Below are 25,565 nucleotides of genomic sequence, written 5' to 3' on the forward strand. Positions count from 1 at the left end.
CTGGGGTAAAAAGAAAAAGGGAAGCTGGGGTAGCGCCCCATCTTCCCTTTTCTTTGACTGAACCTTGAACGTTCAACCGGGTCGATGAGACGCCGGTTGCATAACGCTTGCCGGCTTTATTCTGCGGCTTCCGCTTTCGGCATTACGGACACGTATACGCGGCCGTTCGCCTTCGTGCGGAAATCCACGTTGCCTGCGGTGAGCGCAAAAATCGTGTGGTCCTTGCCGAGGCCAACATTGGCGCCCGGATGCCACTGCGTACCGCGCTGACGCACGATAATGTTGCCCGGAATGACGACTTCGCCACCGAACTTCTTCACGCCAAGGCGCTTGGACTGAGAATCGCGACCGTTACGCGACGAACCGCCAGCTTTTTTATGTGCCATGGGAGTTCTCCTTTAACTTCGAAACCTGATTAGCCGAGAATGTCGGTGATACGGACGACCGTGTGATGCTGGCGATGACCGCGAATACGCTTGGAATTCTGACGGCGACGCTTCTTGAAGGAGATGACCTTCTTGCCACGGTTATGCTCGACAACTTCGGCCTTGACCGTCGCGCCCGAAACAAACGGTGCGCCGATCTTGGCATCGGCGCCAACGCCGACGACCAGAACTTCGTTGAATTCGATTACTGCACCAGCTTCGGCTTCCAGCTTTTCGATGGTCAGCACGTCGTTGGCGGCCACGCGGTACTGCTTACCGCCGGTCTTGATGACTGCGAACATTTTATATCCTTTCATGTTCGTTCCGGCTCTCTTCTCGACGAGAAGGGCCGTCTTTTTATCAGTCGGTCTTTAGCAGGGGGGGTCAGGAAAAGAGGTATCTTTTCAAAACTGATCTGCCGGTGAAATCGCACGAAAACCACCAGGATCTCTTGCGATCGTCAGGCGCGGACGCATTTCCACACCTGAACGCAGGCGGGCTTACGCGAGCGACAAAAAACTGTCAAGGTAAAAGGATATGAAGACTTGCATTTCGCCCCTTGCCAGCCTGATTTTTCGCCGCTATGAGACAGCCCGCGCAACATGCGCCGACCAGCAAAGCGGAGAGGTGGCTGAGTGGTCGAAAGCACCGCACTCGAAATGCGGCGTGCCTGCGAGGGCACCGTGGGTTCGAATCCCACCCTCTCCGCCATATTCGCCATTGGATCGTGATATCTGCTAGCACTGTGAGTTTTTGTCTTTACCGGCTCACTGCTCGCAGAGGATAAACACGCTCGAACATTCGAGAATGTGGCTTGGCAGACAATGAATGGTTTCCCGCACTGTTTTGCTGGACGGATGGCGAAAACCGGCGTGTGTGATCAAGCGAAGCACGGACGACACACCTTCAAAGGCTGCGCCCGATATCGCATGAGCTTGCAACATCGAACAGAGCTCACGCTCTTACCTCAAATACCATATTGAAAGGGGTTTCCGTTGCTCGGTGGAAGTGCGTAAATCCTGCATCGAGCGCAACCCTGCGAAGCCGTAACTCTCCAGCCTGTGCGCCGAGCCCAAGTCCGACCTCTTGAGAAAGCGAGGCCGGCGTGCAGATCATCGTTGATGCTCCGTAATAGACACGGCCCACCGGGTTGAGATTGTCCTTGAGGTGATCATGCGCGAAGGGTTCAACGATCATCCATGTTCCGCCCGTCGCAAGTGTTTCCCTGACATGCCGCCCTGCACCGACGGGATCTCCCATGTCGTGAAGGCAGTCGAACATCGCAATGAGGTCATAGTCACGACCCGGGAAAGCAGCAGCGGGTGACTGCTCGAAAGTTACCCGATCCGCCACTCCTGCACTCTCGGCGGTCGCTCTTGCTCTCTCGATCGATGGTCCATGGTAGTCGAACCCTATGAACCGCGAGGCCGGATATGCCTGCGCCATCAGAATGGTCGATGCGCCGTGGCCGCATCCGATGTCCGCAACACTGGCCCCAGCCTTGAGTTTTGCCTCTACGCCATCGAGAGCTGGGATCCAGTCGGCAACGAGGTAGCTGTTGTAACCGGGACGGAAAAACCGTTCAGTCCCTCGGAAGAGGCAATTGCTGTGCTCATGCCAACCGACGCCCTTACCCGTTCGAAACGCGTCGGCAATCTTCGGTTCATCCATCCACATGGATTGAACGACTTCGAACGCTCCGACGAAAAAGGCCGGGCTGTTTTCTTCGGCGAAAACCATGGCCTGTTCAGGCGACAGGCTGAAGCGATCCGTTCGCTCGTCGTAGCAGATATAGTCGGCAGCAGCCTGGGCACTTAGCCACTCCCTCAGATATCGCTCCTTCACACCTGTTTTAGCCGCCAGTTCAGCCGCCTGGACAGGCTCACCATCCGCCATTGCCCTGAAAATACCCACGTGGTCACCCAGCACGACCAGCGCTCCCGTCACGGCTGCACCGACATCACCAACAAGGCGGCTGACCAATGTGTCGAGTTTCTGCATATCCGGTTCACGCATCGAAGCCTCCCAGTTGCAAAGCACCGATTTAAATTAGCACATCGACACATATAAATCCAATCAAACGCAGTCCATTCAGACTGCTCGGCACGTCTTCGAAAAAGGATTCTGGATCGGCCTTTTATTTCGCAAGATCTGTTACGTTGAGGAATGCGGCAATGAGAGAATTTAATGAAAATTTCGCCCTTTAGGCATGACTTGCGCCGGATCGGTCCCTTGTGGATCTATGGGATCGGAAATTTGCTTAAGGGGCAAGCCAATGGAATGCGCCTTGGGTTTCCACGATCCACCGCCGGACTTGATAGCCTCATCGGATTTTGGGTCTCCGAAACGTCTGGCTTCCTTCTGCAGCAGGCCCAGCATCGGCGTCATATCCTCGATATGCTCGACGACCGTATGAATGACCCCGCTCTGGCTTTGCAGCCTCCCCCGGATCTTCACCAATCGTGCGCCCATGACAACGGAACGATATTTTTCAAAAGTCTTCGGCCAGACAATCGCATTGGCAACACCCGTTTCATCTTCGAGCGTTATGAAGATTACGCCTTTTGCCGATCCGGGGCGCTGTCTCACCAACACGATGCCGCCGATCGTTACCCGCTGGCCATTTCGGATGTTGAGAAGATCAACGCTTGGCACAATGCCCATAGAGCGGAATTCCTCGCGCATGAAGGAGACCGGATGGGCCTTGAGGGAAAGCGACAGATGACGATAATCCTCGATCACCTCTTCTCCCGGCAACATCAGGGGCAGATGAGCCTGGGGCTCTGGCCGAAGATCCGCAGGCCCGGCTCTCTCGAACAAGTTAGCATGGTTGAGAGCAGCTTTCATATCCAGCCCCCTCACCGCCCATAATGCCTGACGGCGGCTCAAGCCGATCGAACCGAAACCATCGGCATCGGCAAGCCGCTCGAGACTGGCCTTGTCCAGCCCGGACCGAAGCCAGAGGTCATGAATGCTCTGGTAGCCTTCATCGCGCCTGGCCGTAAGCTTGTCCCGCATATCATCTTCGCTCAGACCTTTGACCTGGCGAAAGCCGAGCCTTATTCCGTAGCGGATCTTGATGACATCCCGCATGCTCGCATGGCGCCGGTCTACCCTGACCGGATCAAATGGTGCCGCCTCCAGCGTACAGTCCCATTCCGACCGATTGATATCGACCGGAAACACACTCACGCCATGCTCACGCGCATCCCGGATCAGCTGCGCCGGCGCATAAAAGCCCATGGGCTGGGAGTTCAGCAAGGCCGCGCAGAAGACATCCGGATAATATGTCTTGATCCAAGAAGACGCATAGACGAGCAAAGCGAATGACGCCGCATGGCTTTCCGGAAATCCGTATTCGGCAAATCCCTTGATTTGCTCGAAGCACTGCTTCGCGAATTCTTCCCTGTATTTGTTTTTTCGCATGCCTGCGATGAAATCGCGCTCGAATTCACTCACACGTCCCGAACGCTTGAAGGTCGCCATTGATCGGCGCAACTGGTCAGCCTTCTCCGGCGGAAAACCGGCTGCCTTGATGGCGATTTGCATAGCCTGTTCCTGAAAGAGTGGCACGCCGAGCGTCCGTTCCAGAACCTCTTTCAACTCAGGTCGCTCATAGGGGATTTCTTTGCCGGCATTCCTCATCTCTCGGCGCTTCAGATAAGGATGAACCATATTGCCCTGGATCGGTCCCGGCCGCACAATCGCTACCTCGATCACAAGATCATAAAATTCTTTCGGCCGCAGTCGCGGCAACATGCTCATCTGCGCCCGGCTTTCGATCTGAAAGACACCGATCGTATCGGCCCGGCAGATCATCTCATAGACGTTCGAATCCTTATCCTTTTTCAGAAGGCCAGCCAGCGTTTCTTCGCGGTCGTAGTGATGCCGCAAAAGTTCAAAGGCTTTTCTCAGACAGGTCAGCATGCCCAGCGCCAGAACATCGATCTTCAGGAGATGAAGCGTATCGAGATCGTCCTTGTCCCATTCAATCATGTAGCGGCCCGGCATCGCCGTTTTCATGATCGGCACCACCTCGTCGAGCCTGTCACGCGTAATGAGAAATCCGCCGACATGCTGGGTCAGGTGTCGCGGAAAGCCCATCAATTCTTGGGCATGGGCAATGACCTTCTTCGTCAGAGGATCAGTGACATCGAGGCCGGCAACCTTGGCGTCACGCTCCGAAAGTCCGTCCTCCGACCAGCCCCAGACGGTGCTCGAAAGTGCGGCCTGAACATCTTCCGACAATCCAAAGGCCTTGGCGACTTCACGACCGGCCATACGGGTCCGGTAGCTTGTCACTGCTGCAGTCAGCCCAGCATGGCGATAACCGTAATGGCTGTAAATATACTGGATGACCTCTTCGCGCCGGCCGTGCTCGAAGTCGACATCGATATCCGGCGGCTCGTTCCGCTCTGTTGATATGAAGCGCTCGAACAGCAGGGGGGTTAAATTCGGATCAACTTCCGTGATCTCCAGACAGTAACAGACCGTCGAATTGGCAGCAGATCCCCGCCCCTGGCACAGGATTTTCAGCGCATAACGCGCATGCCACACGATATGGCGGACAGTCAGGAAATAAGGCTCGTATTGCATCTCCTTGATGAGATCGAGTTCGTACCGGATTTGCCCGGAAACCTTTTCTGGTATCTTCTGCCCATAACGACGTGTTGCCCCCTCCCATGTCAGCCGCTCGAGCGTTTCCGAAACGGTCTCTCCCGGCACGCTTTCGTCCGGATAATTATGCTCCAGTTCCTTGAGTGAGAAACTCAACCTGTCGAAAAATGCAGCCGTGTTCTCCACCGCATCCGGATAGGCATGGAAGAGCCGCGCCATCTCGTATGCCGGCTTGAGATGCCGATCTCCATGCGGAGCAAGCCGAAAGCCCGCTTCCTGTATCGTCACATGGTGACGAATGGCGGTCACCACATCTGCCAACGAGCGCCGGTAAGGCAGGCTAAAGATCGGGAGGTTCGTCGCAATTAGCGGCACGAGATTACTCCGCGCGATCCGGGAAAAAGCCGCAAAGACGAAGGGATCTCGCCCGTCATAGGTTGGCGACAGGGCAAGGTAGATGTTTTTGCGGAATCTTTTCTTATAAGAGCCAAGCCGCTCATCGATATGCGCCAGATAGGCCTTGTCTTCGGCGCGGGAAAAATCCGGCACGACCGCCAGCATCATCTCGTCACACCATTCCAGAAGATCCCACTCTTCCAGAATGCAGGCCCCCTTCTCCGCTCTCAGATTACCGGTACTGAGCAGCCGGCAAAGATTGGCCCAGCCCTTCCGGTTCTTCGGGTAGGCAAGAATATCCGGCGTAGCGTCTGCAAAAACGAGCCTGGCACCGGGCTGAAACCGACAGGGTGCGATGGCTTCGTCCTCACCGACTTCCGTGCCTTTTTCCTTCTGCCGCTCGAAAACTGCGGTCATTTCCTTGAACTGATTATAGGCCCGCACCACACCGGCAACGGAATTGCGATCGGCAATCCCCAATCCGGAAAGACCAAGAACGCTGGCGGATAAGACCATCTCTTCAGGTCTCGCCGCTCCTTCAAGAAAGGAGAAGTTCGTCTTGGCGCCGATCTCGAAAAATCTGGGTTCATCTATCATGCGAAGACCCCATGGATACGCCATGTCGGAGGCGGATCATCCCCGTAACGACCAAGCCGAAAAACCCAGAAAAGCCGTCCCAATTCGCTTTCGAGACGGAAATAGTCGCGTTCCTTTGCCTTCTCGTCGTCGATCCACCATTCCGGTGAGATCCGCTCCGGCCCCTCGGCTCGGGTGACAATGTGCATCACATGCCGCCAGCGGAATTGCTGCGGCGGACCATCGGGGACGAGGGCTGCAAAAGCCTCGACAGGCTCTGGGCTGCGCAAAAGCCGCAAGGGGCGATCGGCTTGCGGCAGGAATAGCATAGCTTCGCTGCGCTCAGGCGGCCTTTCCAGTGCTGCAATCGCCGGAAGGAAGATTTCGGCACGTTCCGGAATGTGGCTTTGTTGATGCTGATAGACTTGGAGACAACCTGCGCCGAACCGGGCGGAAACCCTGTCGATGAAATCCGCAAGCGATGTCTCCCGCCCCTCCTCTCCTGAAAAATCCGCTTGAAGCGCATCGAAAACATCATGTTGCAACACGTTGAGACGCAACAGTTCGAAGCCGAAACCTGCATCCAGATCGTCATGAATGGCATTGAGGCGCTCTGAAAACAGGCCGGAGATCCGCTTCGGATCTCTCAACGGACGGGAAGCGCCTGCCGAAATCCGAAATACCCGCCCGTCGACGCGGAAGAGAACAAGTTCGAACACCTTGCCGCCGGCACCACGATTTTCCAGGCTCAGCCTGAGGGATGATGCAATCTCGGCTGTCATCCCGAGAATATCCTCCTGCGTCTGGATCGGCTCGCCCAACCGGCGCTCGGCGGAAAGCGGCGCCACCGGACGTCGTGGCGATATGGCTTCCTCGTTCGTTCCCAGTGCCTGGTCGAGCCGCATCAGCAATTGCGCACCAAACCGGCGGACAAGCGGTGCCCTTGGCATGGACATCAGATTTGCAACACGTTTCAGGCCAAGCTTCAAAAGTGAAGCAACCGTTTTTTCATCGAGACGAAGCGCGTGCACGGGCAAGGCGCCCAGCGCGGACGCCATACCCTCCCTTGCGATCACTCCGCCGTGCCCAAACCGGCTGATCGCGCTGGACAGGCCCGGCGTGCTCGAAATCGATCCACGCACGTCGAAACCCATCTGAAAAAGCCGGGCAAGAATATCTCGAAGCATCGCATCCTCTCCTCCGAAAAGATGGGTGCAGCCGGTAATATCGAGGAAGAGCCCATCCTTTCCGTCCAAGGCAACAAGCGGCGTGTAACGATCACACCAGTCGGCTATCGCCTCCAGGAGAGCAAAATCGGCTCTTTCATCCTCGTCAAAGACATCGATGTCGGGGTACATCGCTCGCGCTTCGGCAAGCCCCTGCCCTCGCTTCAGGCTGCGTGTCTGCGCCACTTCATCGATTGCAACCAGCCGCAATGCGTTATCGCGCCTGCCGGCACAGATGATCGGAGGACGGTCAGGACGCCCTTTCGAACGCCACGACATCCCCCAGAGCTTTCGCGCGATCCTGTCGGTCGGCAGATACCGAAAGTGAAGCGCCAAGATGCGCTGGCAACTTGTGGAAAGAAGATTTTCCTCGATCTCGGGCAAGATGAAATTGGCGGTCATGAAGGTTCCACTCCAGACGAAAGCTGAGAGGGGCCGGATTTCGGCTCTTCTCCAGGGTGATGTTGAAAACTGGATGCCCGATGCTGCCGCCAAGCATGCTGCCATCCGGGAGGGGTCGCTCCAGAGCCGGAGCCGGCTCGACAAGGAGACGCACGGAAGCACTGCTGGTCTCCTCCTTCCCTGCATGCCGCAGCAGGAAAAGCGGCCGCCCTGCCGCCTTTGCCCGGAGACTGAGCCTTCGGCTTTCAGCCAAGCCAAAGGATTTGGGATTTGCATGAACTTCAAGGATCGTCGCCATAAACGCCTTGCTTTCAAGCGCGCCTTCCGCAAGCCACAGGGCATCCTCCAGCCTGCGAGGCGATGCATGAAATATCGTCCGGGAATCGATGCCGAACTGCCTGATGCCTCCAGCATAAGGAATACCCATTTCGCCAGCGGTAAACCCGTCAGCAATCCATAACATCGGACCTGTAGCGGCCTTGCGCGCCTTCATCAGCCCGACAAGCGAAAGGGAAAAGCCGGTTGCCGCGCCAGCATCGGAAAATGATCCGGAACGGATTTCGGTAATGCAATCGAGCGGCAGACCGCCGCTCAATGCATCATCGAGAGCCGCGATATCGAAGGACAATTTCTCTTCACCACCCGATCGGGCGGCAAAATTCTCCATCTTCGCCGCCGCCATTGCCGGCAGACTTCTGCCTTCCAATCTGGCGATCTGTTCGCGCAGGGCAAATAGCTTCTCCTGCGCCGCGGCTGCATGGGCCATGGCGTCAGCTCTCCGTCCTAAATGTTCACTTTATGTTCTTATAGATTCCAGAGCTCGGCAGGAGAGTCAATCATCACCGGAGAGGAATCTTTTCCTCATTTGCTATAGCGATGATTCTTATCTCGAAAAAAAGGATCATCGGCCTTATATGTCTCTCACAAAGGGAGAACCAATGGCTCGCATTGACCAAACCGACGACTGGCAGGATCGCCATGCGCCAACGATAAGCACGTTCGAGTCGCTTGCGATCGATGCCTATGGTCATCTTCCGGAAGAATTCAGGGCCCTCACCACCAATCTCACCATTGAGATCGAAGATTTCCCGGATGATGACGTTTTCGAGGACATGGCGCTTGAAACGCCGTTCGATCTGCTTGGCCTTTTCGAAGGGCGTGGAATTTCCGAACGGTTTACCGTGGAAACGGGAGAACTTCCGAACCGGATCCGGCTATACCGCCGCCCGATCCTAGACTACTGGGCTGAAAACGAGGAAACCCTGGGCGACATCATCACCCATGTCCTGATCCATGAAATCGGCCACCATTTCGGCCTGAGCGACGAGGACATGGAGCGGATCGAAGCCAGCGCCGAGAATGCGGCCCAGCGCTGACCAGCGGCATCTTATTGTTCGCCGAGCTTTATATCCGGATGATAATCCTTGCCCTCTACGGTCTTCGTCACCGCCTGACCGCACTGCATGATTCCGGTTGCAGCGTTGAAGGCATAGGTCGGCGAACCGTAAAGTTCCCATCCATTGTTCAGGGCGGCCGTCACCTTATGGCAGAATGAGGCATCGTCCGGAGCAGTCAGCAGTCGATAAAGTTTCATTGGGACTTCTTTCTTGCAAAAATCATGGCGGCCTGCGCCAGAAGTGTCTTAGCCTCCTCGAAGTGAAGGCGCTCGATCATTTTTCCATCAAGGTTGATAACGTTGAGGCCTTGCGCCTCCGGTCGTTCGAAAGCTGAAACGATCGCCTCCGCCTGAGCGATGGCTTGTGCGTCCGGTCCGAAATGCCGGTTGGCAATGTCGATCTGCGCCGGATGGATGAGCATTTTCCCTGAAAAGCCCATTGCCCTGCCCTGTGCACATTCGGCGGCAAATCCGGCATCGTCCTTGAAATCGTTGAACACGCTGTCGATTACATCGACGCCATGAGCACGGCCGGCAAGCACGATCTGCATCAGCCATGGCACCAGATAGGCCCGCCCCGGCTGCGCCGGAACCCCGGTCTCCTTGCGCAGGTCATTCGAGCCGACCACAAGGCATTCCGGGCCGTTCTCGGCCACCGCAATCGAAGCTGCATTCAAAACACCTTTCGGCGTCTCGATCATCGCCCACAAAGCGATCGATCTCGCCGGAGCAAACCTGGCAAGCATATCGCCCACCGCAGCGATTTCGTCGGCATGTTCGACCTTGGGAAGAGCAACCGCATCCGGCAGGATCTGCGCAACCAGTTTCAGATCATCCTCCCCGAACCCGCTTTCGAGCGGATTGATGCGGATGATCCGCTCCTGAAGCGACAGGTGCTGTTGCGAGAAAGCCTTCGCAAGATTGTCGCGCGCTTCCGCCTTTTTCTCGGGCGCAACGGAATCTTCGAGGTCGTAGATCACGCCATCGCAATCAAGGCCCGGCGCTTTTTCCAAGGCACGCTTATTGTAGGCAGGAACGCTGAGAAGCGAACGACGAACCGGCGCAATATGATTTTTCAAGAACTCCATCGCCTTCTTTTGCCAATATTTTGCGATCCCGGCAATCAAACCCGAATGAGCCTCTTGCAAGCGGGGATGACAAGGCCCACATTTTCATATGAAGAAAGGTTTGGACATGCAAAACATTCGGTCCTTTTTCGTTATCGTCACGGCAATTGCCCTGCTCGCTGCAGCAGCTCTTTTGACGGCATCGCTGACGATTGCATTCATGGGAACGCTTGCCATTCTTTCCATCGGAAAGATGCTCTCGAACAAACTGAAACCTGTGCCGGTTCGTGCCAAGAGCGGGCACAGTGAGATGCGCGTCTGGAACGACGGTCGCGGTACCATCATCGACATGTAAGCCCTGAAACCAAGCGGATCACGGTCGCCACCAAGCGGCGTACCGATTGGTACTGAATCGGACTTCAAATTCTCCCGAAAATACTTTATGGCAGCGCTATAAAGTCTTCGTGGAGGCCGATCATGGAAAAATTCGAAAAGCTGACGGGCGTTGCCGCCCCCCTTCCGGTTGTCAATGTCGACACCGACATGATCATTCCGAAGGACTATCTCAAGACGATCAAGCGCACTGGTCTTGGAAAGGGCCTGTTCGCCGAGGCTCGTTATCGCGAGGATGGTTCCGAGAATCCTGATTTCGTATTGAATAAACCGGCTTATCGCGATGCCAAAATCATCGTTGCCGGCGACAATTTCGGCTGTGGTTCGTCCCGCGAACACGCTCCCTGGGCATTGCTGGATTTCGGCATCCGCTGCGTGATTTCCACCAGCTTCGCCGATATTTTCTATAATAACTGTTTCAAGAACGGCATCCTGCCGATCGTCGTTAGCCCCGAAGATCTGGAAAAGCTGATGGATGACGCAGAGCGTGGCTCGAATGCCATCCTGACGGTCGATCTCGAAGCCCAGGAAATCACCGGCCCGGATGGTGGCCGTCTTCATTTCGATATCGACGCCGGTCGTCGCCAGATCCTTCTTGAAGGACTGGATGACATTGCCTCGACGCTGAAAAGCGATGCTGCAATCGCGAGCTTCGAGACGAAGAACCGCAGCGATCGTCCTTGGCTCTAATGGATAAGGCCCCTTGTCCTGCGGCAGGCTCGGATAAGGGGTTTTCCAGGCGCAGCAATGCTGCGTGAGGGATTGTGAGCCTGCAGAACCTGCAAGGACAGCAGACGAATGGCAAAGAACCTCTTCCTTCTTCCCGGTGACGGTATCGGCCCTGAAGCCATGGGCGAAGTGCGCAAAATCATCGCCTACATGAACTATGCGATGAAGGCCGATTTCTCGCTCGACGAAGGCCTTGTCGGCGGTAGCGCCTATGATGCACACGGCGTTGCGATTTCCGAAGAGGACATGGCCAAGGCAATGGCGGCGGATGCCGTTCTGTTCGGTGCCGTCGGTGGCCCGAAATGGGATGCGGTTCCTTATGAAGTTCGTCCGGAAGCCGGCCTCCTGCGCCTGCGCAAGGATATGGAGCTTTTCGCCAACCTGCGCCCGGCAATCTGCTACCCGGCACTGGCCTCCGCTTCGTCGCTGAAACCGGAACTCGTCGAAGGCCTCGACATCCTCATCGTTCGCGAGCTGACCGGCGGCGTTTATTTCGGTGAGCCGAAAGAAATCATCGATCTCGGCAACGGCCAGAAACGCGGTATCGACACCCAGATTTACGACACTTACGAGATCGAACGTATCGCCGGTGTTGCCTTCGAGCTTGCCCGCACGCGCAAGAATACCGTTTGCTCGATGGAAAAGCGCAATGTCATGAAGTCCGGCGTTCTGTGGAACCAGGTCGTGACCGAAACCCACAAGCGCTCCTATTCGGACGTCAAGCTGGAGCATATGCTGGCCGATGCCGGCGGCATGCAGCTGGTGCGCGCCCCAAAACAGTTTGACGTCATCGTCACCGACAATCTCTTCGGCGATATGCTGTCGGATGTGGCCGCCATGCTGACCGGTTCGCTCGGCATGCTGCCTTCCGCCTCGCTTGGTGCAGCGGATGCCAAGACCGGCCAGCGCAAGGCCATGTATGAACCCGTTCACGGTTCGGCACCGGACATCGCCGGAAAGGGAATCGCGAACCCGATCGCGATGATCGCGTCCTTCGCCATGTGCCTGCGTTATTCGTTCAACATGATTGCGGAAGCCGATCATCTCGAAAAGGCGATCGCCACGGTTCTCGACAAGGGCATCCGCACCGGCGACATCATGGGGGAAGGTTGCCGCCAGGTCGGCACGACCGAGATGGGCGATGCCATTCTCAAGGAATTCCAGGCTCTTACTGCCTGAACGGGCGAAATACAACTGGAAAAGGCCCGGCACATCGTGCCGGGCCTTTTTTCTGTCTGGTGGCCTCAATTCGCGAGATCGACGTCCCGTTTCTCGCGGACGAACAGGACGCCGATAACGACCGTCAAGAGCGCGAAGATAACCGGATACCAAAGACCTGCGAAGATATCGCCGGTGGAGGCGACGATCGCAAAGGAGGTGGCCGGCAGCAGGCCACCGAACCAGCCGTTACCAATGTGGTAAGGCAGTGACATGGCCGTATAGCGGATGCGGGTTGGGAAGAACTCGACAAGTGCAGCAGCGATCGGGCCGTAGACGATGGTCACATAGATGACCATGACCGTCAGGATTGCGATGATTTTCAGCGACTGACCGTTGGCAAGCGCAGCGAAGAACCCGTCGACCTTGACCTTTGCCGGGTCATTGGCTGCCGGATAGCCGGCCGCCACCATGGCAGGACCGAGCGCTGCACTGAAAGCCGGAGCATCCGTGAAGACGATCGGGGTACCGCCGTTGATGATGAGCTGGGCCGGCGAACCGGCAGGTGCGCTCACCTGTGTATAGCGGAAGGCCTGCTGCGACATGGTTCGGCGCATCACGTCGCAAGGTGTCGTGAAGGTGCGAATCCCGACCGGGTCGAACAGCGAGCCGCAAGTAGCGGGATCAGCCGATACCTCTGCCTTCACTGTCTCGATAGCGTTGGCATAGGTCGGATTGGCAGCCGTTGTTAGCGCACTGAACAGCGGAAAGTAAGTCGCTGCCGCAAGGATGCAGCCCGCCAGGATCACCGGTTTGCGTCCGATCCGGTCAGAGAGCGAACCGAACACCAGGAAGAAGGGGGTAGCGATGATCAGCGCCCAGGCGATCAGCACGTTGGCAGTGAGAAGATCGACCTTCAGCACGGTCTGCAGGAAGAACAGGGCATAGAACTGCCCCGTATACCAGACAACCGCCTGACCGATCACGAGGCCGAACAGCGCGATCAGCACGATCTTGCCGTTGTTCCAGGTGCCGAAAGCTTCAGAAAGCGGCGCCTTCGACTGGGTTCCTTCTTCCTTCATCTTTTTGAAGAGCGGTGATTCATGCATCTGCAGACGAATGTAGATCGAGATGATGAGCAGGATGATCGACAGGAGGAAGGGAATGCGCCATCCGCCCTGAAGGCCGAACAAGATCGGCTGCGTCGTCTGGAATGCCTCCTCACCGAGATTCATGCGCAAGGTCACGATCACGAACAGTGACAGAAGCAGGCCCAATGTGGCCGTGGTCTGGATCCAGGCAGTGTAGAAACCGCGCCTGTTGCGCGGCGAATGCTCGGCAACATAGACCACCGCACCGCCATATTCGCCACCCAGCGCCAGGCCTTGAGCCATGCGAAGCAGCACAAGAATGATGGGGGCAATGACACCGATCTGGTCATAGCTCGGCAGAAGACCGACAGCGAAGGTCGATAGGCCCATGATCAGGATGGTGAGAAGAAATGTGTATTTTCGGCCAACCAGGTCACCGAGGCGACCGAAGACCAGGGCGCCGAACGGCCGGACCAGGAAGCCTGCGGCAAATGTCAGGAGTGCGAAAATCGCCTGCGTCGCCGGTGGGAATTGCGAGAAGAACTGCTTGCCGATAATCGCAGCCAGCGTTCCGTAAAGATAGAAATCGTACCACTCGAACACAGTACCGAGCGAGGAGGCGATGATCACCTTCCTCTCTTCGGGCGTCATCGGCTTTGTTCTGCTATCAGCCGCCGTTGCGACATTTGCCATTGTCGTCCTCCCACAAGGTGAAACCACGCGCCCTAGTAACTGTTTTGGCCTTTCCTCCTTTGCCAAAACAACCGTAACGCGATGCTCTCAGATTGACAGAAATCAGGACATCCGGTGAGTGATGCTTTGGGATTATGACTTTCGTCTAAAGAGCAGCTTTCAAGCGAGGCCGCATGGATGCTCCACGCAGCTTGACTCCATTCCAAAATGTTCTAAACACATGCGCGAACGGGAAAACGCCCAAATGATCGCCTGCGACTTTGACATCGCTGCATCTTGCCTGCCGGCTGATCAAGCCGGACAGCGTTTTTTCGCTTTCTCCAAAACCATGGCCAAAACGACGACGAAAACCGTCTGACGTCTCTGGCCGCCGCTCTCTCCCCGGTAAGGCCGGGGACAAGGAACACCGTGCCAAATGGCTCGGCTTCCCCCTCACAAGACCGAGGAGAGACAGAAAGAGAGCATAGACATGGGTTTCAAGATTGCAGTCGCCGGTGCTACCGGCAATGTCGGCCGGGAAATGCTGAACATCCTGGCAGAGCGCGGCTTTCCGGCTTCTGAGGTTGTTGCGCTGGCTTCTGCCCGTTCACAGGGCACCGAGGTCTCCTTCGGCGACAAGACGCTCAAGGTTTCCAACCTGGAAAACTACGATTTTTCGACGACCGACATCTGCCTGATGTCCGCCGGCGGCGATGTTTCCAAGAAGTGGTCGCCGAAGATCGGAGCGCAGGGCTGCGTCGTCATCGATAACTCGTCCGCATGGCGTTATGATGCCGAAGTGCCGCTCATCGTTCCAGAAGTAAACCCGGATGCGGTCTCTGGCTTCACCAAGAAGAACATCATCGCAAACCCGAATTGCTCGACTGCCCAGCTCGTCGTGGCACTGAAGCCGCTGCATGATTTCGCCAAGATCAAGCGCGTCGTCGTCTCCACCTACCAGTCGGTCTCCGGCGCCGGCAAGGAAGGCATGGACGAACTCTTCACCCAGACGCGTGCCGTCTTCGTTGCCGATCCGATCGAATCGAAGAAGTTCACCAAGCGCATCGCCTTTAACGTCATCCCGCATATCGATGTCTTCATGGAAGACGGATATACGAAGGAAGAGTGGAAGGTTCTCGCCGAGACCAAGAAGATGCTCGACCCGAAGATCAAGGTAACCTGCACCGCAGTTCGCGTTCCGGTCTTCATCGGTCACTCCGAATCGGTCAACATCGAGTTCGAAAACGAGATCACTGCCGATCAGGCGCGTGACATCCTGCGCGAAGCACCAGGCTGCCTCGTCATCGACAAGCATGAGAATGGTGGCTACATCACACCGGTCGAATCCGCCGGCGAAGATGCGACCTACATCTCCCGTATTCGCGAGGATGCAACGGTTGAGAACGGCCTCAACATCTGGGTCGTCTCCGATAACCTGCGCAAGGGCGCTGCCTTGAACGCCATCCAGATCGCAGAATTGCTGGTCAACCGTGGCCTCATCAAGCCGCGCCAGGCTGCAGCCTGAAAAATCAGAAATTGTTAAGCATATCGATTTAGAAAATCCCGCCATTGGGCGGGGTTTTCTTTTCGTAAGGATGTCCTCACGAACTATTCATGGTGCCGGGGCGGTGTTTTCTTGCAACCGGCCGCGTTTGCAATGAATAGTGGGGTAGGGATGCACCGCCGCTGAACGGCAAACACGGATTAAAGCATGAAAAAGCTTCTACTCGCAGGACTGGCCTTCACTACATTGGCTATTGCAGGCCCAGCTGCTGCGCAGCAATGCGGCAATGATTCATCCGGCTTCGATCGCTGGGTGCAGGATTTCAAGAGCGTTGCTCCTTCAAACGGTATCAGCCCGGCTGTGCTTGATCGTGCGTTCGCCAACGTTTCCTACAATCGCCCGACCATCAGCGCCGATCGTGGCCAGAAGAGCTTCAAGCTTTCCTTCGACGAATTCCTGAAAAGGCGTGGCGCCACGACCATCATCTCGCAAGGCAAGAAGATGAAGGCGGCCAATGCGGGGCTCTTCGACCGCCTCGAACGCCGTTATGGCGTGCCCGCCGGTCCGATCATCGCCATCTGGGGCATGGAAACCGGCTTTGGCCGTTTCATGGGCAACCAGCACACACTGTCCGCCGTGGCAACGCTTGCTTATGATTGCCGTCGCTCGGATTATTTCACCGAACAGCTCTATGCTGCGCTCAAACTTGTCGCCCGCGGCGATCTGAGCACGACCGCCAAGGGCGCCGCCCATGGCGAAATCGGCCAGACCCAGTTCCTTCCACTCAACGTCATTCGTTACGGTGCCGATGGTGATGGCGACGGCCATATCGATATGGTTGGCTCGCGTGCCGATGCGCTTGCATCCACCGCGAACTTCCTGAAGGGCCATGGCTGGGTGAACGGCGCCGGCTACCAGCCAGGCGAACCGAGCTTCGTAGCCATCCAGGGCTGGAATGCAGCAACGGTCTATCAGCGCGCCATCGCCTATATGGGCGCGCAGATCGACGGTAAATAAGCATCAGGGGGCTGGCGCTTCGTCCTCCTGGAGGGGCGCCAGTTCTGCTTCGAGATCCGGGCGCATGAAGTCGCCCTTCTCATTCATCACCCAAAGTTCTCCACTCGATATGTCGAACCAGGCGCCGTGAACCGAGAGTTCACCCTTTTCGGTCAAAGTCTTGATAAACGGGAAACTCGCCAGATTGGCGATCGAATTGCGGATGGAGACCCGCTCGAGCGCCGTCTGACGCTCCGACGCCGTCATCAGGTCATTACTCTGGATCTGCGAGGCCGCGGGCCTGACAAGCCCGATCCACTTGCCTATGAAATCGCCGGGTGAAAGCGGCTCAAGCGTTGGGTCTAGTGCCGCCTGGATACCGCCGCAGCGACCATGGCCCATGACCACGATATCGCGGATCTTCAGAACCTGAATGGCGTATTCGAGCGCCGCAGACGTGCCATGGAACTGGCTGTCCGGCTCATAGGGCGGCACCATGTTGGCGATGTTGCGAACTACGAAAAGCTCTCCCGGACCACAATCGAAAATCGTTTCCGGCGCGGCGCGGGAGTCACAACAGGCAATCAGCAGCGTGTGAGGCTTTTGTCCATTTTCGGCGAGAACACGGTAACGCTCGCGCTCGTCAATATAGCGTCCGCTCATGAAGTTGCGGTAGCCCGCAAGCAGTTTGGCTGGGAAATAGGTCATGAGGGCTACGAATATTATGCCTTTGAACCAAGATCAACGGCCCGTTACGCGCAATCCGGTTGCTCAATAGCTTTGGCCTCATAGCCTTTTGAATTGGCCCTATTTACAGATCCTATGAGGGTATGTGGCGAGGAAGCGCTATATTCATGATCACATGCTGAAAAAATCGATTTTATTGTCGTGGCAACAATTCTTTGCCAATTCCTGTCAAGATTGATGAGCAAAACAGTGCTAATTGCTCCGATGTGGACGGATTCGCGCCGTTCTCTGCAGCATTCAGCCAGAAAAGGGAGAGATCATGGTCTGGAAGAATAGCCCCAAGCGCAGCAAGCAGATGGATGGGGCGCGTTCATTCGCGAGCAAGGTAGGCAAGGACTTTCTCGATCCAGCCATTCTGTTCGGGCGCGCAAGCGACGACGATCTTACAAGCTATACCCCGGAAATGCTCGGGATCGCCGCAGCGCATGCTGCAGCCCGCGTCAAAGCGTGGAACCGTGTCCGTGCCGATATCACCGTCACCCAGATACCCGGTGTCGAGCCGGACGGAATAGCCGTCTGGGTTCTGACCGTGATCGACCGGAACATGCCGTTCCTGTTCGATTCCGTGATGGGCGAAGTAACAGCCAGCCATCGTGGTATCGTCATGGCCGTGCACCCGATCTTGACGATCGAACCGGGCAAGGAGCCAGTGCTACGCAGCAATGACGAGCCGACCGATCCAGCCCATCAGGTCAGCCTCATCCAGCTGCATATCGCTCAGTTGAACGAGGAGCAGGCCAATCTTCTGATCGAGCGCATTCGCTTCATCCTCGATCAGGTGCATCTGTCGATCACCGATTGGTCCGCCATGCTCGACACCATGGATGGCGCCGCCAAGCAGCTTTTGAATGCCAAACCACGCAAGGGCGCCAATCGCGAAGAGGCATTGGCCTTCCTCGATTGGCTGCGGGACGACAATTTCACCTTCCTCGGAATGCGTGAATACGTCTACTCCGGCAAGGGATCCAAGGCGACCGTGGAACGCGGCAAGGGCAGGGGCCTCGGCATGCTCTCAGATCCGGATGTGCTGGTTTTGCGCCAAGGCAAGGATCAGGTAACGACCACGCCGGAAATTCTCGAATTTCTCGATGGGCCACAGTTTCTCATTGTCACCAAGGCCAACGTAAAATCCGTCGTCCATCGTCGCGCCTATATGGATTATATCGGTGTGAAACGCTTTGATGAGAACGGTCACGTCGTCGGGGAACTGCGGATTGTCGGCCTATTCACCGCAACAGCTTATACCCAGTCCGTGCGCGAAATTCCGCTGCTGAGAACAAAGGTCGAAGGCATCGACCAGCATTTCGGTTTCGATCCCTATAGTCATTCCGGCCGGATGCTGGAAAACACGCTCGAATCCTATCCGCGTGACGATCTCTTCCAGATCGATACCGACCTTCTGGCGAAATTCTGCGAACAGATCATGGAGCTGAGCGAGAGGCCGCGTGTTCGCGCTCTCGCCCGCATCGATCATTTCGACCGCTTCGTCTCGACCATCGTTTACGTGCCGCGCGAGGACTATAATTCACTGGTCCGGGAAAAGGTCGGCGCCTATCTGGCGCGCGTATTCGAGGGCCACGTATCGGCCTATTATCCCGCTTTCCCCGAAGGGGGTGTGGCACGCGTCCATTTCATCATCGGGCGCCGCGGCGGCAAGACGCCCCGCATAAGCCAGGCGAAGCTCGAGGAAGCGATCCGCCTGATCTCCACGCCATGGGAAGAGCAGTTCTCTCTCTTGGCCGAACATGGCCCCCGGCTTTCGGTGAACACTGCTTTCCAAGAGGCCTTCACGCCGGAGGAAACCTTTGCCGATCTGCCGGACATTGCCGCCTGCGCCTCTGGCGAAGCCATCCGTATCGAATTCTACAAGCGCCCGGCGGATGAGGCTAACAGCATTTCCCTCAAGATTTTCCACGGCGATCATCACCTGTCGCTGTCGCGCCGCGTGCCGCTTCTGGAAAACCTTGGCTTCCGGGTGGTCAGCGAGCAGACCTTCGAAATCCACGTCGGCCCGGACGCTAAATTGATCGTCCTGCATGACATGGAACTGCAGCTCCGTGATGGGCGCGAGATCGATCTTTCGCAGGAAGGCCCACTTCTTGAAGAGGCGTTTCTTCTGGCATTCGAGGGATCGGTCGACAATGACGGCTTCAACCGCCTCGTTCTGCTTGCCGGCCTCTCTGCCCGCGAAACCACGGTTTTGCGCGCTTATGCCCGTTATCTGCGCCAGACCGGCATCGTCTATTCCCAGGCCTATATCGCAGATACGCTGGTAAAATATCCCGAAGCGGCGGCGACCATCTTCAAGCTTTTCCAGACAAGTTTCGACCCGGATCTTGCCGAAAAGGCTCGGACGAAGAAACTGGTACAGCTTCATGGCGCTATCGAGATCGGCCTTTCGGCGGTTCCCAGCCTCGACGAGGATCGCACGCTGAGGCGCTTCGTCAACGCCATCGATTCGACGCTGCGCACCAACTACTTCCAGCGCGATGAAAACGGCGCACCGAAGAGAATGCTGGCCTTCAAGTTCGACCCCGAGCTTCTCGACGGCCTGCCGCAGCCTCGGCCCTTCCGTGAGATGTTCGTCTACGGCACCGAGGTCGAAGGCGTGCACCTGCGTTTTGGCAAGGTCGCCCGCGGCGGCCTGCGCTGGTCGGATCGCGGCGAAGATTACCGGACCGAAGTGCTTGGCCTGGTCAAGGCCCAGCAAGTGAAGAACGCCGTTATCGTGCCGGTCGGCGCCAAGGGTGGCTTCTTCCCGAAAATGCTGCCCGCCGGTGGCTCGCGCGACGAAGTCTTCAATGTCGGCAAGGAAGCCTACAAGACCTATATCCGCACGCTTCTGTCGATCACCGATAACATTATCGAGGGCGAGATCGTCGGACCGAAGGACACGATCCGCATCGATGGTGACGACCCCTATTTCGTCGTCGCCGCCGACAAAGGCACCGCAACCTTCTCCGACACCGCCAATGGGCTGGCGCAGGAAGCCGGCTTCTGGCTGGACGATGCATTCGCCTCCGGCGGATCGGCAGGTTACGATCACAAGAAGATGGGCATTACCGCCCGCGGTGCATGGGAAGCCGTCAAGCGGCATTTCCGTGAAATGGATGTCGACATCCAGACGACCCCCTTCAACGTCGTCGGCGTTGGCGACATGTCCGGTGACGTTTTTGGCAACGGCATGCTGCTCTCGCCAAAAATCCGCCTGATCGCCGCCTTCGATCACCGTGATATCTTCATCGATCCTGATCCGGATATCCAGAAATCCTTCAAGGAGCGAACCCGCATGTTCGCCCTGCTGCGCTCAAGCTGGCAGGATTATGATCGCAGCACGCTGTCCGAAGGTGCGATGATCATTTCACGCTCAGAAAAATCGGTAAAGCTGACCAAACAGGCGGCATCGGCGATCGGCCTCGACAAGACGACGGCCACGCCGTTCGAGATCATGACGGCGATCCTCAAGAGCGAAGCCGATCTCCTCTGGTTCGGCGGCATCGGCACCTATATCCGCGCAGCCGCCGAGACGGATACGGAGGTCGGCGATCGCGCTAACGACCCCATCCGCGTCACGGCTGGAGAAGTGCGCGCTAAGGTGATCGGCGAGGGCGCCAATCTCGGTGTCACCCAGAAGGGCCGCATTGCCTATTCGCTCGCTGGCGGACGATGCAACTCCGATGCGATCGACAATTCCGCCGGCGTCAACTCCTCCGACGTCGAGGTCAATATCAAGATCGCACTCAATGCGGCCATGCAGGACGGTCGCCTACCGCGTGACAAGCGCAACAAGCTTCTGGCCTCGATGACGGACGAAGTGGCGGAACTGGTACTTCGCAACAACTATCTCCAGCCTCTGTCGATCTCGCTGATCGAACGCAGGGGCATCGGCAACCGCGAACAGCTCTCCCGTATGATGTCCGTGCTGGAAGGCCAGGGCAAACTCAACCGCAAGGTCGAAACCCTGCCGGACGATGCGGAGCTGGCCGAGCGTTATGCGGCAGGCAAGCCGCTATCCCGCCCGGAAATCGGCGTTCTGCTCTCCTATTCGAAGATCGTTCTCTTCGATGCGCTTCTCGAAAGCGTAATTCCTGACGACCCGTATTTTGCGGCGATTCTCAAGGCCTATTTCCCGGCCAAGATGCAAAAACCCTATGCCGGCGATATCGAAAACCATCGCCTGCATCGCGAAATCGTCGCGACCGCACTTGCAAACGAAGCGGTGAACCGCGGCGGTCCCGGCTTCATCCAGATGATGAGCGACATGACCGGCGCAACCGCAGCGAATGTCGTGAAGGCGATCTTCCTGATCCGAGACGGCTTCGACCTGCCGCGCCTCTGGGCCGAGGTCGATACGCTGGACAATCGCATCCCCGGATCGGTTCAGAACGATCTGCATGCGCAGATCAACCGCATCATCACCATAGGCACCTATCTCGCGCTTCAGACGCAGATCAGCGCGGCTCCCCTGACCGAGGCCGTTGCAAGGCTGAAGTCTGCAATCAAGGGCCTGCATGGCACAATGACCGAGGAAGTGATTGCCGAAACGGCGCCGCTTGCAGCTGAACTTGAGGCTCAGGGCGCTCCGGCAAGCCTGATCGCCGAGATCCGCACGCTGTCCGCTCTCGTCATCGCTCCGGAAATCATGCTGATTGCCGACCGAACCGGCGAGAGCATGGCGCGCGCCGCCGAAAGCTATTTCGGCGTCACCAAGACCTTCCGTGTCAACCGTCTGATCGTTGCCGGTGAAAGGATCAGCACGTCGGACCACTACGAGAGCCTTGCGCTCTCCCGTGGTCTGCAGCAGCTTGCCTCCGCGCGGCGTGACATCGTCATTACGGCGCTCACGGAACATCGGAAGGACAAGAAGCCGGTACAGGCCTGGATTGCCGCCGATCGCGTGCGTGTGAACCGCATAGGAGCCGAACTGATGGCACTCAGCGATAGCGGCGACCTGACCTTGCCCAAGATCTCCGTCGCGGCCGGCCTGCTTGGAGACCTCGCGCACGGTCGTCTGGCATAGAGCAATTCCAGCAAAAGTGGAAACCGGTTTTGCGTCCGGAATTGCGGTGAAATAAAGAGATAGAGTAATTTCGCTTTTCAAAGAAAGGCGGAAGTACTCCAGCGCGAGGGACTGGATGGGAGGTCACGACATCGATAAAGCGCCGGCGAAAACGAGCCGGCGCGGTATCTGGGGCTGGATGCTGTTCGACTGGGCGGCGCAACCCTTCTTCACCGTTGTCACGACCTTCATCTTCGGCCCCTATTTCGTCGCGCGTCTGACCGACGACCCGATCTCGGCCCAGGCGGCATGGAGCAACATGGCGACGGTCTCTTCGATCGTCATCGCCATCCTGTCGCCGGTTCTCGGCTCGATCGCCGATCAGTCCGGTGCACGCAAGCCGTGGATCGCAAGCTTTGCCGCCGTGAAGATCGCGTGTCTGCTGATGTTGTGGTTCGCCGCACCCGGCTCCCCGCTGATCCTGCCGATCACCCTGATGATCTTCGCCTCGATCGCGGCGGAATTCTCCATCGTCTTCAACGATTCCATGATGCCGCGCCTCGTCTCCAGGGATAAGGTCGGCAGGATTTCCAACATCGCCTGGGGTCTCGGCTATCTCGGTGGCATGATCGTGCTGATCGCCGTCGTGACGCTGCTTGCCGCAAATCCCGAAACCGGCCTGACGCTGATCGGCATCCCCCCGCTTCTCGGCCTTGATCCGGCGCTCGGCGAGGATGCCCGCATCACCGGCCCGATTGCAGCGATCTGGTATCTCGTATTCATCCTGCCGATGTTCCTCTTCACGCCGGATGCGAAAAAGGGCCTACCCCTGGCAGCCGCCGTCCGCTCCGGCCTGACGGAGCTGCGCGGCACGCTTGGCGAGTTGCGGCGGCGTCGGGGCATCACCCGCTTCCTGATTGCCCGCATGCTCTATCAGGATGGCGTCAACGGCCTGCTCATCCTCGGCGGTGTCTTTGCCGCCGGCATGTTCGGCTGGGCGACGATCGAGATCGGCCTTTACGGCATCATCCTCAACGTCGTCGCCATCTTCGGCTGTATCGCGGCAGGTGCGCTGGACAGGGTGCTAGGGTCCAAGACCGTCGTGCTGATCAGCCTTGTCCTGTTGCTCATAGCAACGCTCGGCATCATCTCCACCAATCCGGGCAGTGTGCTTTTCGGGATGGTTCCATTATCTCTGGAAGACAATCAGGGCTGGTTCGGCACCGCGGCGGAAAAGGCTTATGTCCTGTTCGGCCTGTTGATCGGCATTGCCTTCGGCCCGGTACAGGCCTCGTCGCGCTCCTATCTGGCGCGGTCGATCGAACTTGATGAAGCCGGGCGCTATTTCGGCATCTATGCACTGTCGGGACGGGCGACGAGCTTTCTCGCCACCCTATCCTTCTCCATCGTCACCTATGCCACGGGCTCCGCCCATCTTGGCATGGCAACGCTGCTGATCTTCCTCGTGGCGGGGCTGGCGCTGCTGATTGCAACACCATACCCGGCCGACAAAGCCGGAGAGACTCCGGCTAAGTAAGTTGCCACTTTAATGCCGGAAGTGACGCATGCCGGTGAAGACCATGGCGACGTTATGCTCGTCGGCAGCGGCAATAACTTCCGCATCGCGCATCGAACCGCCCGGCTGGATGACGGCGGTAGCACCGGCCGAAATCGCCGAAAGCAGGCCGTCCGCGAACGGGAAGAAGGCTTCCGAAGCAACCGCCGAACCCTTGGTCATCGGCTCTGCCCAACCCATCGCCCTGGCCGCATCCTCAGCTTTCAGGCCGGCGATCCGGGCGGAATCGATACGGCTCATCTGGCCGGCGCCGATACCCGCCGTCTGGCCTTCCTTGGCATAGACGATAGCGTTCGACTTGACGTGCTTGGCAACCTTGTAGGCGAACTTCAGGTCTTCCATCTCGGTCACCGTCGGCGCGCGCTTGGTGACGACCTTCAGCTCGACATCTTCGATCACGCCGCTGTCGCGGCTCTGGACGAGAAGGCCGCCGGCAACCGTCTTTGCGGTAATGCCACGCGAACGCGGATCAGGCAGGCCGCCTGTAACGAGCAGGCGAAGGTTTGGCTTCTTGGCGATGATCGCCTTTGCCTCTTCGGAGACTTCCGGCGCGATGATGACTTCGGTGAACAGCTTGACGATCTCTCCCGCCGTCTCGCCATCGAGAAGCTGATTGAGCGCGATGATGCCGCCGAAGGCAGAGGTGCTGTCGCAGGCCAGTGCCCGCAGATAAGCGTCCTTCAGCGTCGAGCCAGTGGCAACACCACACGGATTGGCATGCTTGATGATCGCGCAGGCCGGCCCCTGATCGGCCGAAAACTCGCCGATCAGCTCGAAGGCGCCGTCGGTGTCGTTGATGTTGTTGTAGGAAAGCTGCTTGCCCTGCAGCAGCTGAGCTGTCGCAACACCCGGACGGTTCTCGCCCGTTACGTAGAAACCGGCACTCTGATGCGGGTTTTCGCCATAACGCATGGCTTCCTTCAGCACGCCGCCGATCGTCCGGTAAGCCGGCGTCTCGATTTCGAGCGCTTCGGCAAACCAGTTTGAAATCGCCGTGTCATAGGCCGCAGTGCGGGCATAGGCCTTGGCGGCCAGCTTCTGGCGGAAGGCATATTCCGTCTCGCCACCATTGGCCTTCAGCGCCTCGATCAGCGGCGCATAGTCGGCCGGATCGGTAACGATCGCAACATAGGCGTGGTTCTTGGCCGAGGCACGGATCATTGCCGGGCCACCAATATCGATGTTTTCAACCGTCGTCGGATAGTCGCCACCGGCAGCGTGCACTTCCTCGAACGGGTAAAGATTGATCACGGCAAGATCGATGCCCTCGATGCCATGCTGCTTCATCGCCGCGACATGTTCTTCATCGTCACGGATCGACAGCAGGCCGCCATGAACATTCGGATGCAGCGTCTTCACGCGGCCGTCCATGATTTCCGGAAAGCCGGTCACTTCGGAAACATCGGTGACGGCAAGCCCGGCTGCCGCGATAGCCTTGTGCGTGCCGCCGGTTGACAGCAGCCTGACGCCCTGTTCGGTAAGCGCCTTCGCCAGTTCGATGATGCCGGTCTTGTCCGACACGGAAAGCAGAGCGGTGCGGATTTTCACGCGGTCAGGGGCGGGGATTTTCTTGGAAGCAACGGCCATCGGTCTCT

Annotated in this window: 19 protein-coding genes and 1 tRNA gene; 9 read left to right on the forward strand and 11 right to left on the reverse strand. The window is 57.6% G+C overall.

Annotated features, from left to right (window positions below):
• Positions 1-116 precede the first annotated feature (116 nt).
• Together rpmA and rplU are read right to left on the reverse strand one after the other, a co-directional pair.
• Positions 117-386, reverse strand: a complete 270-nt coding sequence (gene rpmA, locus GGE33_RS25060; protein WP_183829549.1) for a 50S ribosomal protein L27 — start codon at positions 384-386, stop codon at positions 117-119.
• A gap of 29 nt (positions 387-415) precedes the next feature.
• Positions 416-727: a 50S ribosomal protein L21 gene (gene rplU / locus GGE33_RS25065; RefSeq protein WP_183829552.1), complete on the reverse strand. Its 312-nt coding sequence runs from the start codon at positions 725-727 to the stop codon at positions 416-418.
• Positions 728-1,046: 319 nt separating this feature from the next.
• Between rplU and GGE33_RS25070 the strand changes: the two genes are divergently transcribed.
• Positions 1,047-1,136: transfer RNA gene (locus GGE33_RS25070), tRNA-Ser, on the forward strand.
• 243 nt (positions 1,137-1,379) lie between these two features.
• Here GGE33_RS25070 and GGE33_RS25075 read toward each other — a convergent pair.
• The 4 genes from GGE33_RS25075 to GGE33_RS25090 form a co-directional block, all read right to left on the reverse strand.
• Entirely contained in the window at positions 1,380-2,441 is a 1,062-nt protein-coding gene (locus tag GGE33_RS25075; protein WP_183829555.1) for a class I SAM-dependent methyltransferase, read from the reverse strand.
• Positions 2,442-2,609: 168 nt separating this feature from the next.
• Positions 2,610-6,035 carry an error-prone DNA polymerase gene (locus GGE33_RS25080; protein WP_183829558.1) on the reverse strand — a complete coding sequence of 1,142 codons (3,426 nt, stop codon included), beginning with the start codon at positions 6,033-6,035 and terminating at the stop codon, positions 2,610-2,612.
• Positions 6,032-7,519: a Y-family DNA polymerase gene (locus tag GGE33_RS25085; protein ID WP_343062674.1), complete on the reverse strand. Its 1,488-nt coding sequence runs from the start codon at positions 7,517-7,519 to the stop codon at positions 6,032-6,034. The genes GGE33_RS25080 and GGE33_RS25085 overlap by 4 nt, the downstream gene beginning before the upstream one ends.
• Positions 7,491-8,408 carry an ImuA family protein gene (locus tag GGE33_RS25090; RefSeq protein WP_183829561.1) on the reverse strand — a complete coding sequence of 306 codons (918 nt, stop codon included), beginning with the start codon at positions 8,406-8,408 and terminating at the stop codon, positions 7,491-7,493. Before GGE33_RS25090 ends, GGE33_RS25085 begins: the two co-directional genes overlap by 29 nt.
• A gap of 172 nt (positions 8,409-8,580) precedes the next feature.
• Here GGE33_RS25090 and GGE33_RS25095 point away from each other — a divergent pair, with 172 nt between their 5' ends.
• Positions 8,581-9,018, forward strand: a complete 438-nt coding sequence (locus tag GGE33_RS25095) for a metallopeptidase family protein (protein WP_148143786.1) — start codon at positions 8,581-8,583, stop codon at positions 9,016-9,018.
• An 11-nt stretch (positions 9,019-9,029) separates the two neighbouring features.
• Here the strand turns inward: GGE33_RS25095 and GGE33_RS25100 are convergent, their stop codons facing one another.
• Together GGE33_RS25100 and GGE33_RS25105 are read right to left on the reverse strand one after the other, a co-directional pair.
• The gene (locus GGE33_RS25100; protein ID WP_183829564.1) at positions 9,030-9,236 is read right to left on the reverse strand and encodes a DUF1737 domain-containing protein; all 207 of its coding nucleotides are present in this window, start codon (positions 9,234-9,236) and stop codon (positions 9,030-9,032) included.
• On the reverse strand, positions 9,233-10,126 hold the full coding sequence (locus tag GGE33_RS25105) for an HpcH/HpaI aldolase/citrate lyase family protein (protein WP_183829567.1): 894 nt from the start codon (positions 10,124-10,126) through the stop codon (positions 9,233-9,235). Before GGE33_RS25105 ends, GGE33_RS25100 begins: the two co-directional genes overlap by 4 nt.
• 106 nt (positions 10,127-10,232) lie before the next feature.
• On the opposite strand from GGE33_RS25105, the gene GGE33_RS25110 reads away from it, so the two are divergent.
• The 3 genes from GGE33_RS25110 (at position 10,233) to leuB (ending at position 12,406) form a co-directional block, all read left to right on the forward strand.
• A complete protein-coding gene (locus GGE33_RS25110; protein WP_183829570.1) occupies positions 10,233-10,460 on the forward strand; it encodes a hypothetical protein in 228 nt (75 codons plus the stop codon).
• A gap of 122 nt (positions 10,461-10,582) precedes the next feature.
• Entirely contained in the window at positions 10,583-11,188 is a 606-nt protein-coding gene (gene leuD / locus GGE33_RS25115) for a 3-isopropylmalate dehydratase small subunit (RefSeq protein WP_148143790.1), read from the forward strand.
• A 108-nt stretch (positions 11,189-11,296) separates the two neighbouring features.
• Entirely contained in the window at positions 11,297-12,406 is a 1,110-nt protein-coding gene (gene leuB / locus GGE33_RS25120; protein WP_183829573.1) for a 3-isopropylmalate dehydrogenase, read from the forward strand.
• Positions 12,407-12,471: 65 nt separating this feature from the next.
• Here the strand turns inward: leuB and GGE33_RS25125 are convergent, their stop codons facing one another.
• Positions 12,472-14,169 carry an MFS transporter gene (locus GGE33_RS25125; RefSeq protein WP_183829576.1) on the reverse strand — a complete coding sequence of 566 codons (1,698 nt, stop codon included), beginning with the start codon at positions 14,167-14,169 and terminating at the stop codon, positions 12,472-12,474.
• A 469-nt stretch (positions 14,170-14,638) separates the two neighbouring features.
• Here GGE33_RS25125 and GGE33_RS25130 point away from each other — a divergent pair, with 469 nt between their 5' ends.
• Positions 14,639-15,673 carry an aspartate-semialdehyde dehydrogenase gene (locus GGE33_RS25130; protein WP_148143793.1) on the forward strand — a complete coding sequence of 345 codons (1,035 nt, stop codon included), beginning with the start codon at positions 14,639-14,641 and terminating at the stop codon, positions 15,671-15,673.
• A gap of 186 nt (positions 15,674-15,859) precedes the next feature.
• Positions 15,860-16,669, forward strand: a complete 810-nt coding sequence (locus GGE33_RS25135) for a lytic murein transglycosylase (RefSeq protein WP_183829580.1) — start codon at positions 15,860-15,862, stop codon at positions 16,667-16,669.
• Between the two features lie 3 nt (positions 16,670-16,672).
• Here GGE33_RS25135 and GGE33_RS25140 read toward each other — a convergent pair whose 3' ends face one another.
• On the reverse strand, positions 16,673-17,356 hold the full coding sequence (locus tag GGE33_RS25140) for a carbonic anhydrase (protein WP_183829583.1): 684 nt from the start codon (positions 17,354-17,356) through the stop codon (positions 16,673-16,675).
• Positions 17,357-17,654: 298 nt separating this feature from the next.
• Here GGE33_RS25140 and GGE33_RS25145 point away from each other — a divergent pair, with 298 nt between their 5' ends.
• Positions 17,655-22,415 (forward strand): NAD-glutamate dehydrogenase, encoded by a 4,761-nt coding sequence (locus GGE33_RS25145; RefSeq protein ID WP_183829586.1) that lies wholly within the window; start codon positions 17,655-17,657, stop codon positions 22,413-22,415.
• A gap of 115 nt (positions 22,416-22,530) precedes the next feature.
• The gene (locus tag GGE33_RS25150; protein WP_183829589.1) at positions 22,531-23,931 is read left to right on the forward strand and encodes an MFS transporter; all 1,401 of its coding nucleotides are present in this window, start codon (positions 22,531-22,533) and stop codon (positions 23,929-23,931) included.
• A gap of 9 nt (positions 23,932-23,940) precedes the next feature.
• On the opposite strand, the gene purH is transcribed toward GGE33_RS25150, so the two are convergent.
• Positions 23,941-25,557, reverse strand: a complete 1,617-nt coding sequence (purH, locus tag GGE33_RS25155; protein WP_183829592.1) for a bifunctional phosphoribosylaminoimidazolecarboxamide formyltransferase/IMP cyclohydrolase — start codon at positions 25,555-25,557, stop codon at positions 23,941-23,943.
• Positions 25,558-25,565 lie beyond the last annotated feature (8 nt).

The organism is Aliirhizobium cellulosilyticum (genome assembly GCF_014198105.1).
Lineage (GTDB): Bacteria > Pseudomonadota > Alphaproteobacteria > Rhizobiales > Rhizobiaceae > Neorhizobium > Neorhizobium cellulosilyticum.

Coding starts and splice junctions, on each gene's coding strand:
- leuD (WP_148143790.1), top strand. CDS start 10,583: ATGGAAAAATTCGAAAAGCTGACGGGCGTTGCCGCCCCCCTTCCGGTT.
- GGE33_RS25130 (WP_148143793.1), top strand. CDS start 14,639: ATGGGTTTCAAGATTGCAGTCGCCGGTGCTACCGGCAATGTCGGCCGG.
- GGE33_RS25150 (WP_183829589.1), top strand. CDS start 22,531: ATGGGAGGTCACGACATCGATAAAGCGCCGGCGAAAACGAGCCGGCGC.
- GGE33_RS25100 (WP_183829564.1), bottom strand. CDS start 9,236: ATGAAACTTTATCGACTGCTGACTGCTCCGGACGATGCCTCATTCTGC.
- GGE33_RS25145 (WP_183829586.1), top strand. CDS start 17,655: ATGGTCTGGAAGAATAGCCCCAAGCGCAGCAAGCAGATGGATGGGGCG.
- GGE33_RS25095 (WP_148143786.1), top strand. CDS start 8,581: ATGGCTCGCATTGACCAAACCGACGACTGGCAGGATCGCCATGCGCCA.
- GGE33_RS25110 (WP_183829570.1), top strand. CDS start 10,233: ATGCAAAACATTCGGTCCTTTTTCGTTATCGTCACGGCAATTGCCCTG.
- rpmA (WP_183829549.1), bottom strand. CDS start 386: ATGGCACATAAAAAAGCTGGCGGTTCGTCGCGTAACGGTCGCGATTCT.
- purH (WP_183829592.1), bottom strand. CDS start 25,557: ATGGCCGTTGCTTCCAAGAAAATCCCCGCCCCTGACCGCGTGAAAATC.
- GGE33_RS25090 (WP_183829561.1), bottom strand. CDS start 8,408: ATGGCCCATGCAGCCGCGGCGCAGGAGAAGCTATTTGCCCTGCGCGAA.
- GGE33_RS25140 (WP_183829583.1), bottom strand. CDS start 17,356: ATGACCTATTTCCCAGCCAAACTGCTTGCGGGCTACCGCAACTTCATG.
- GGE33_RS25080 (WP_183829558.1), bottom strand. CDS start 6,035: ATGATAGATGAACCCAGATTTTTCGAGATCGGCGCCAAGACGAACTTC.
- GGE33_RS25125 (WP_183829576.1), bottom strand. CDS start 14,169: ATGGCAAATGTCGCAACGGCGGCTGATAGCAGAACAAAGCCGATGACG.
- GGE33_RS25085 (WP_343062674.1), bottom strand. CDS start 7,519: ATGTCGTGGCGTTCGAAAGGGCGTCCTGACCGTCCTCCGATCATCTGT.
- leuB (WP_183829573.1), top strand. CDS start 11,297: ATGGCAAAGAACCTCTTCCTTCTTCCCGGTGACGGTATCGGCCCTGAA.
- GGE33_RS25075 (WP_183829555.1), bottom strand. CDS start 2,441: ATGCGTGAACCGGATATGCAGAAACTCGACACATTGGTCAGCCGCCTT.
- GGE33_RS25105 (WP_183829567.1), bottom strand. CDS start 10,126: ATGGAGTTCTTGAAAAATCATATTGCGCCGGTTCGTCGTTCGCTTCTC.
- GGE33_RS25135 (WP_183829580.1), top strand. CDS start 15,860: ATGAAAAAGCTTCTACTCGCAGGACTGGCCTTCACTACATTGGCTATT.
- rplU (WP_183829552.1), bottom strand. CDS start 727: ATGTTCGCAGTCATCAAGACCGGCGGTAAGCAGTACCGCGTGGCCGCC.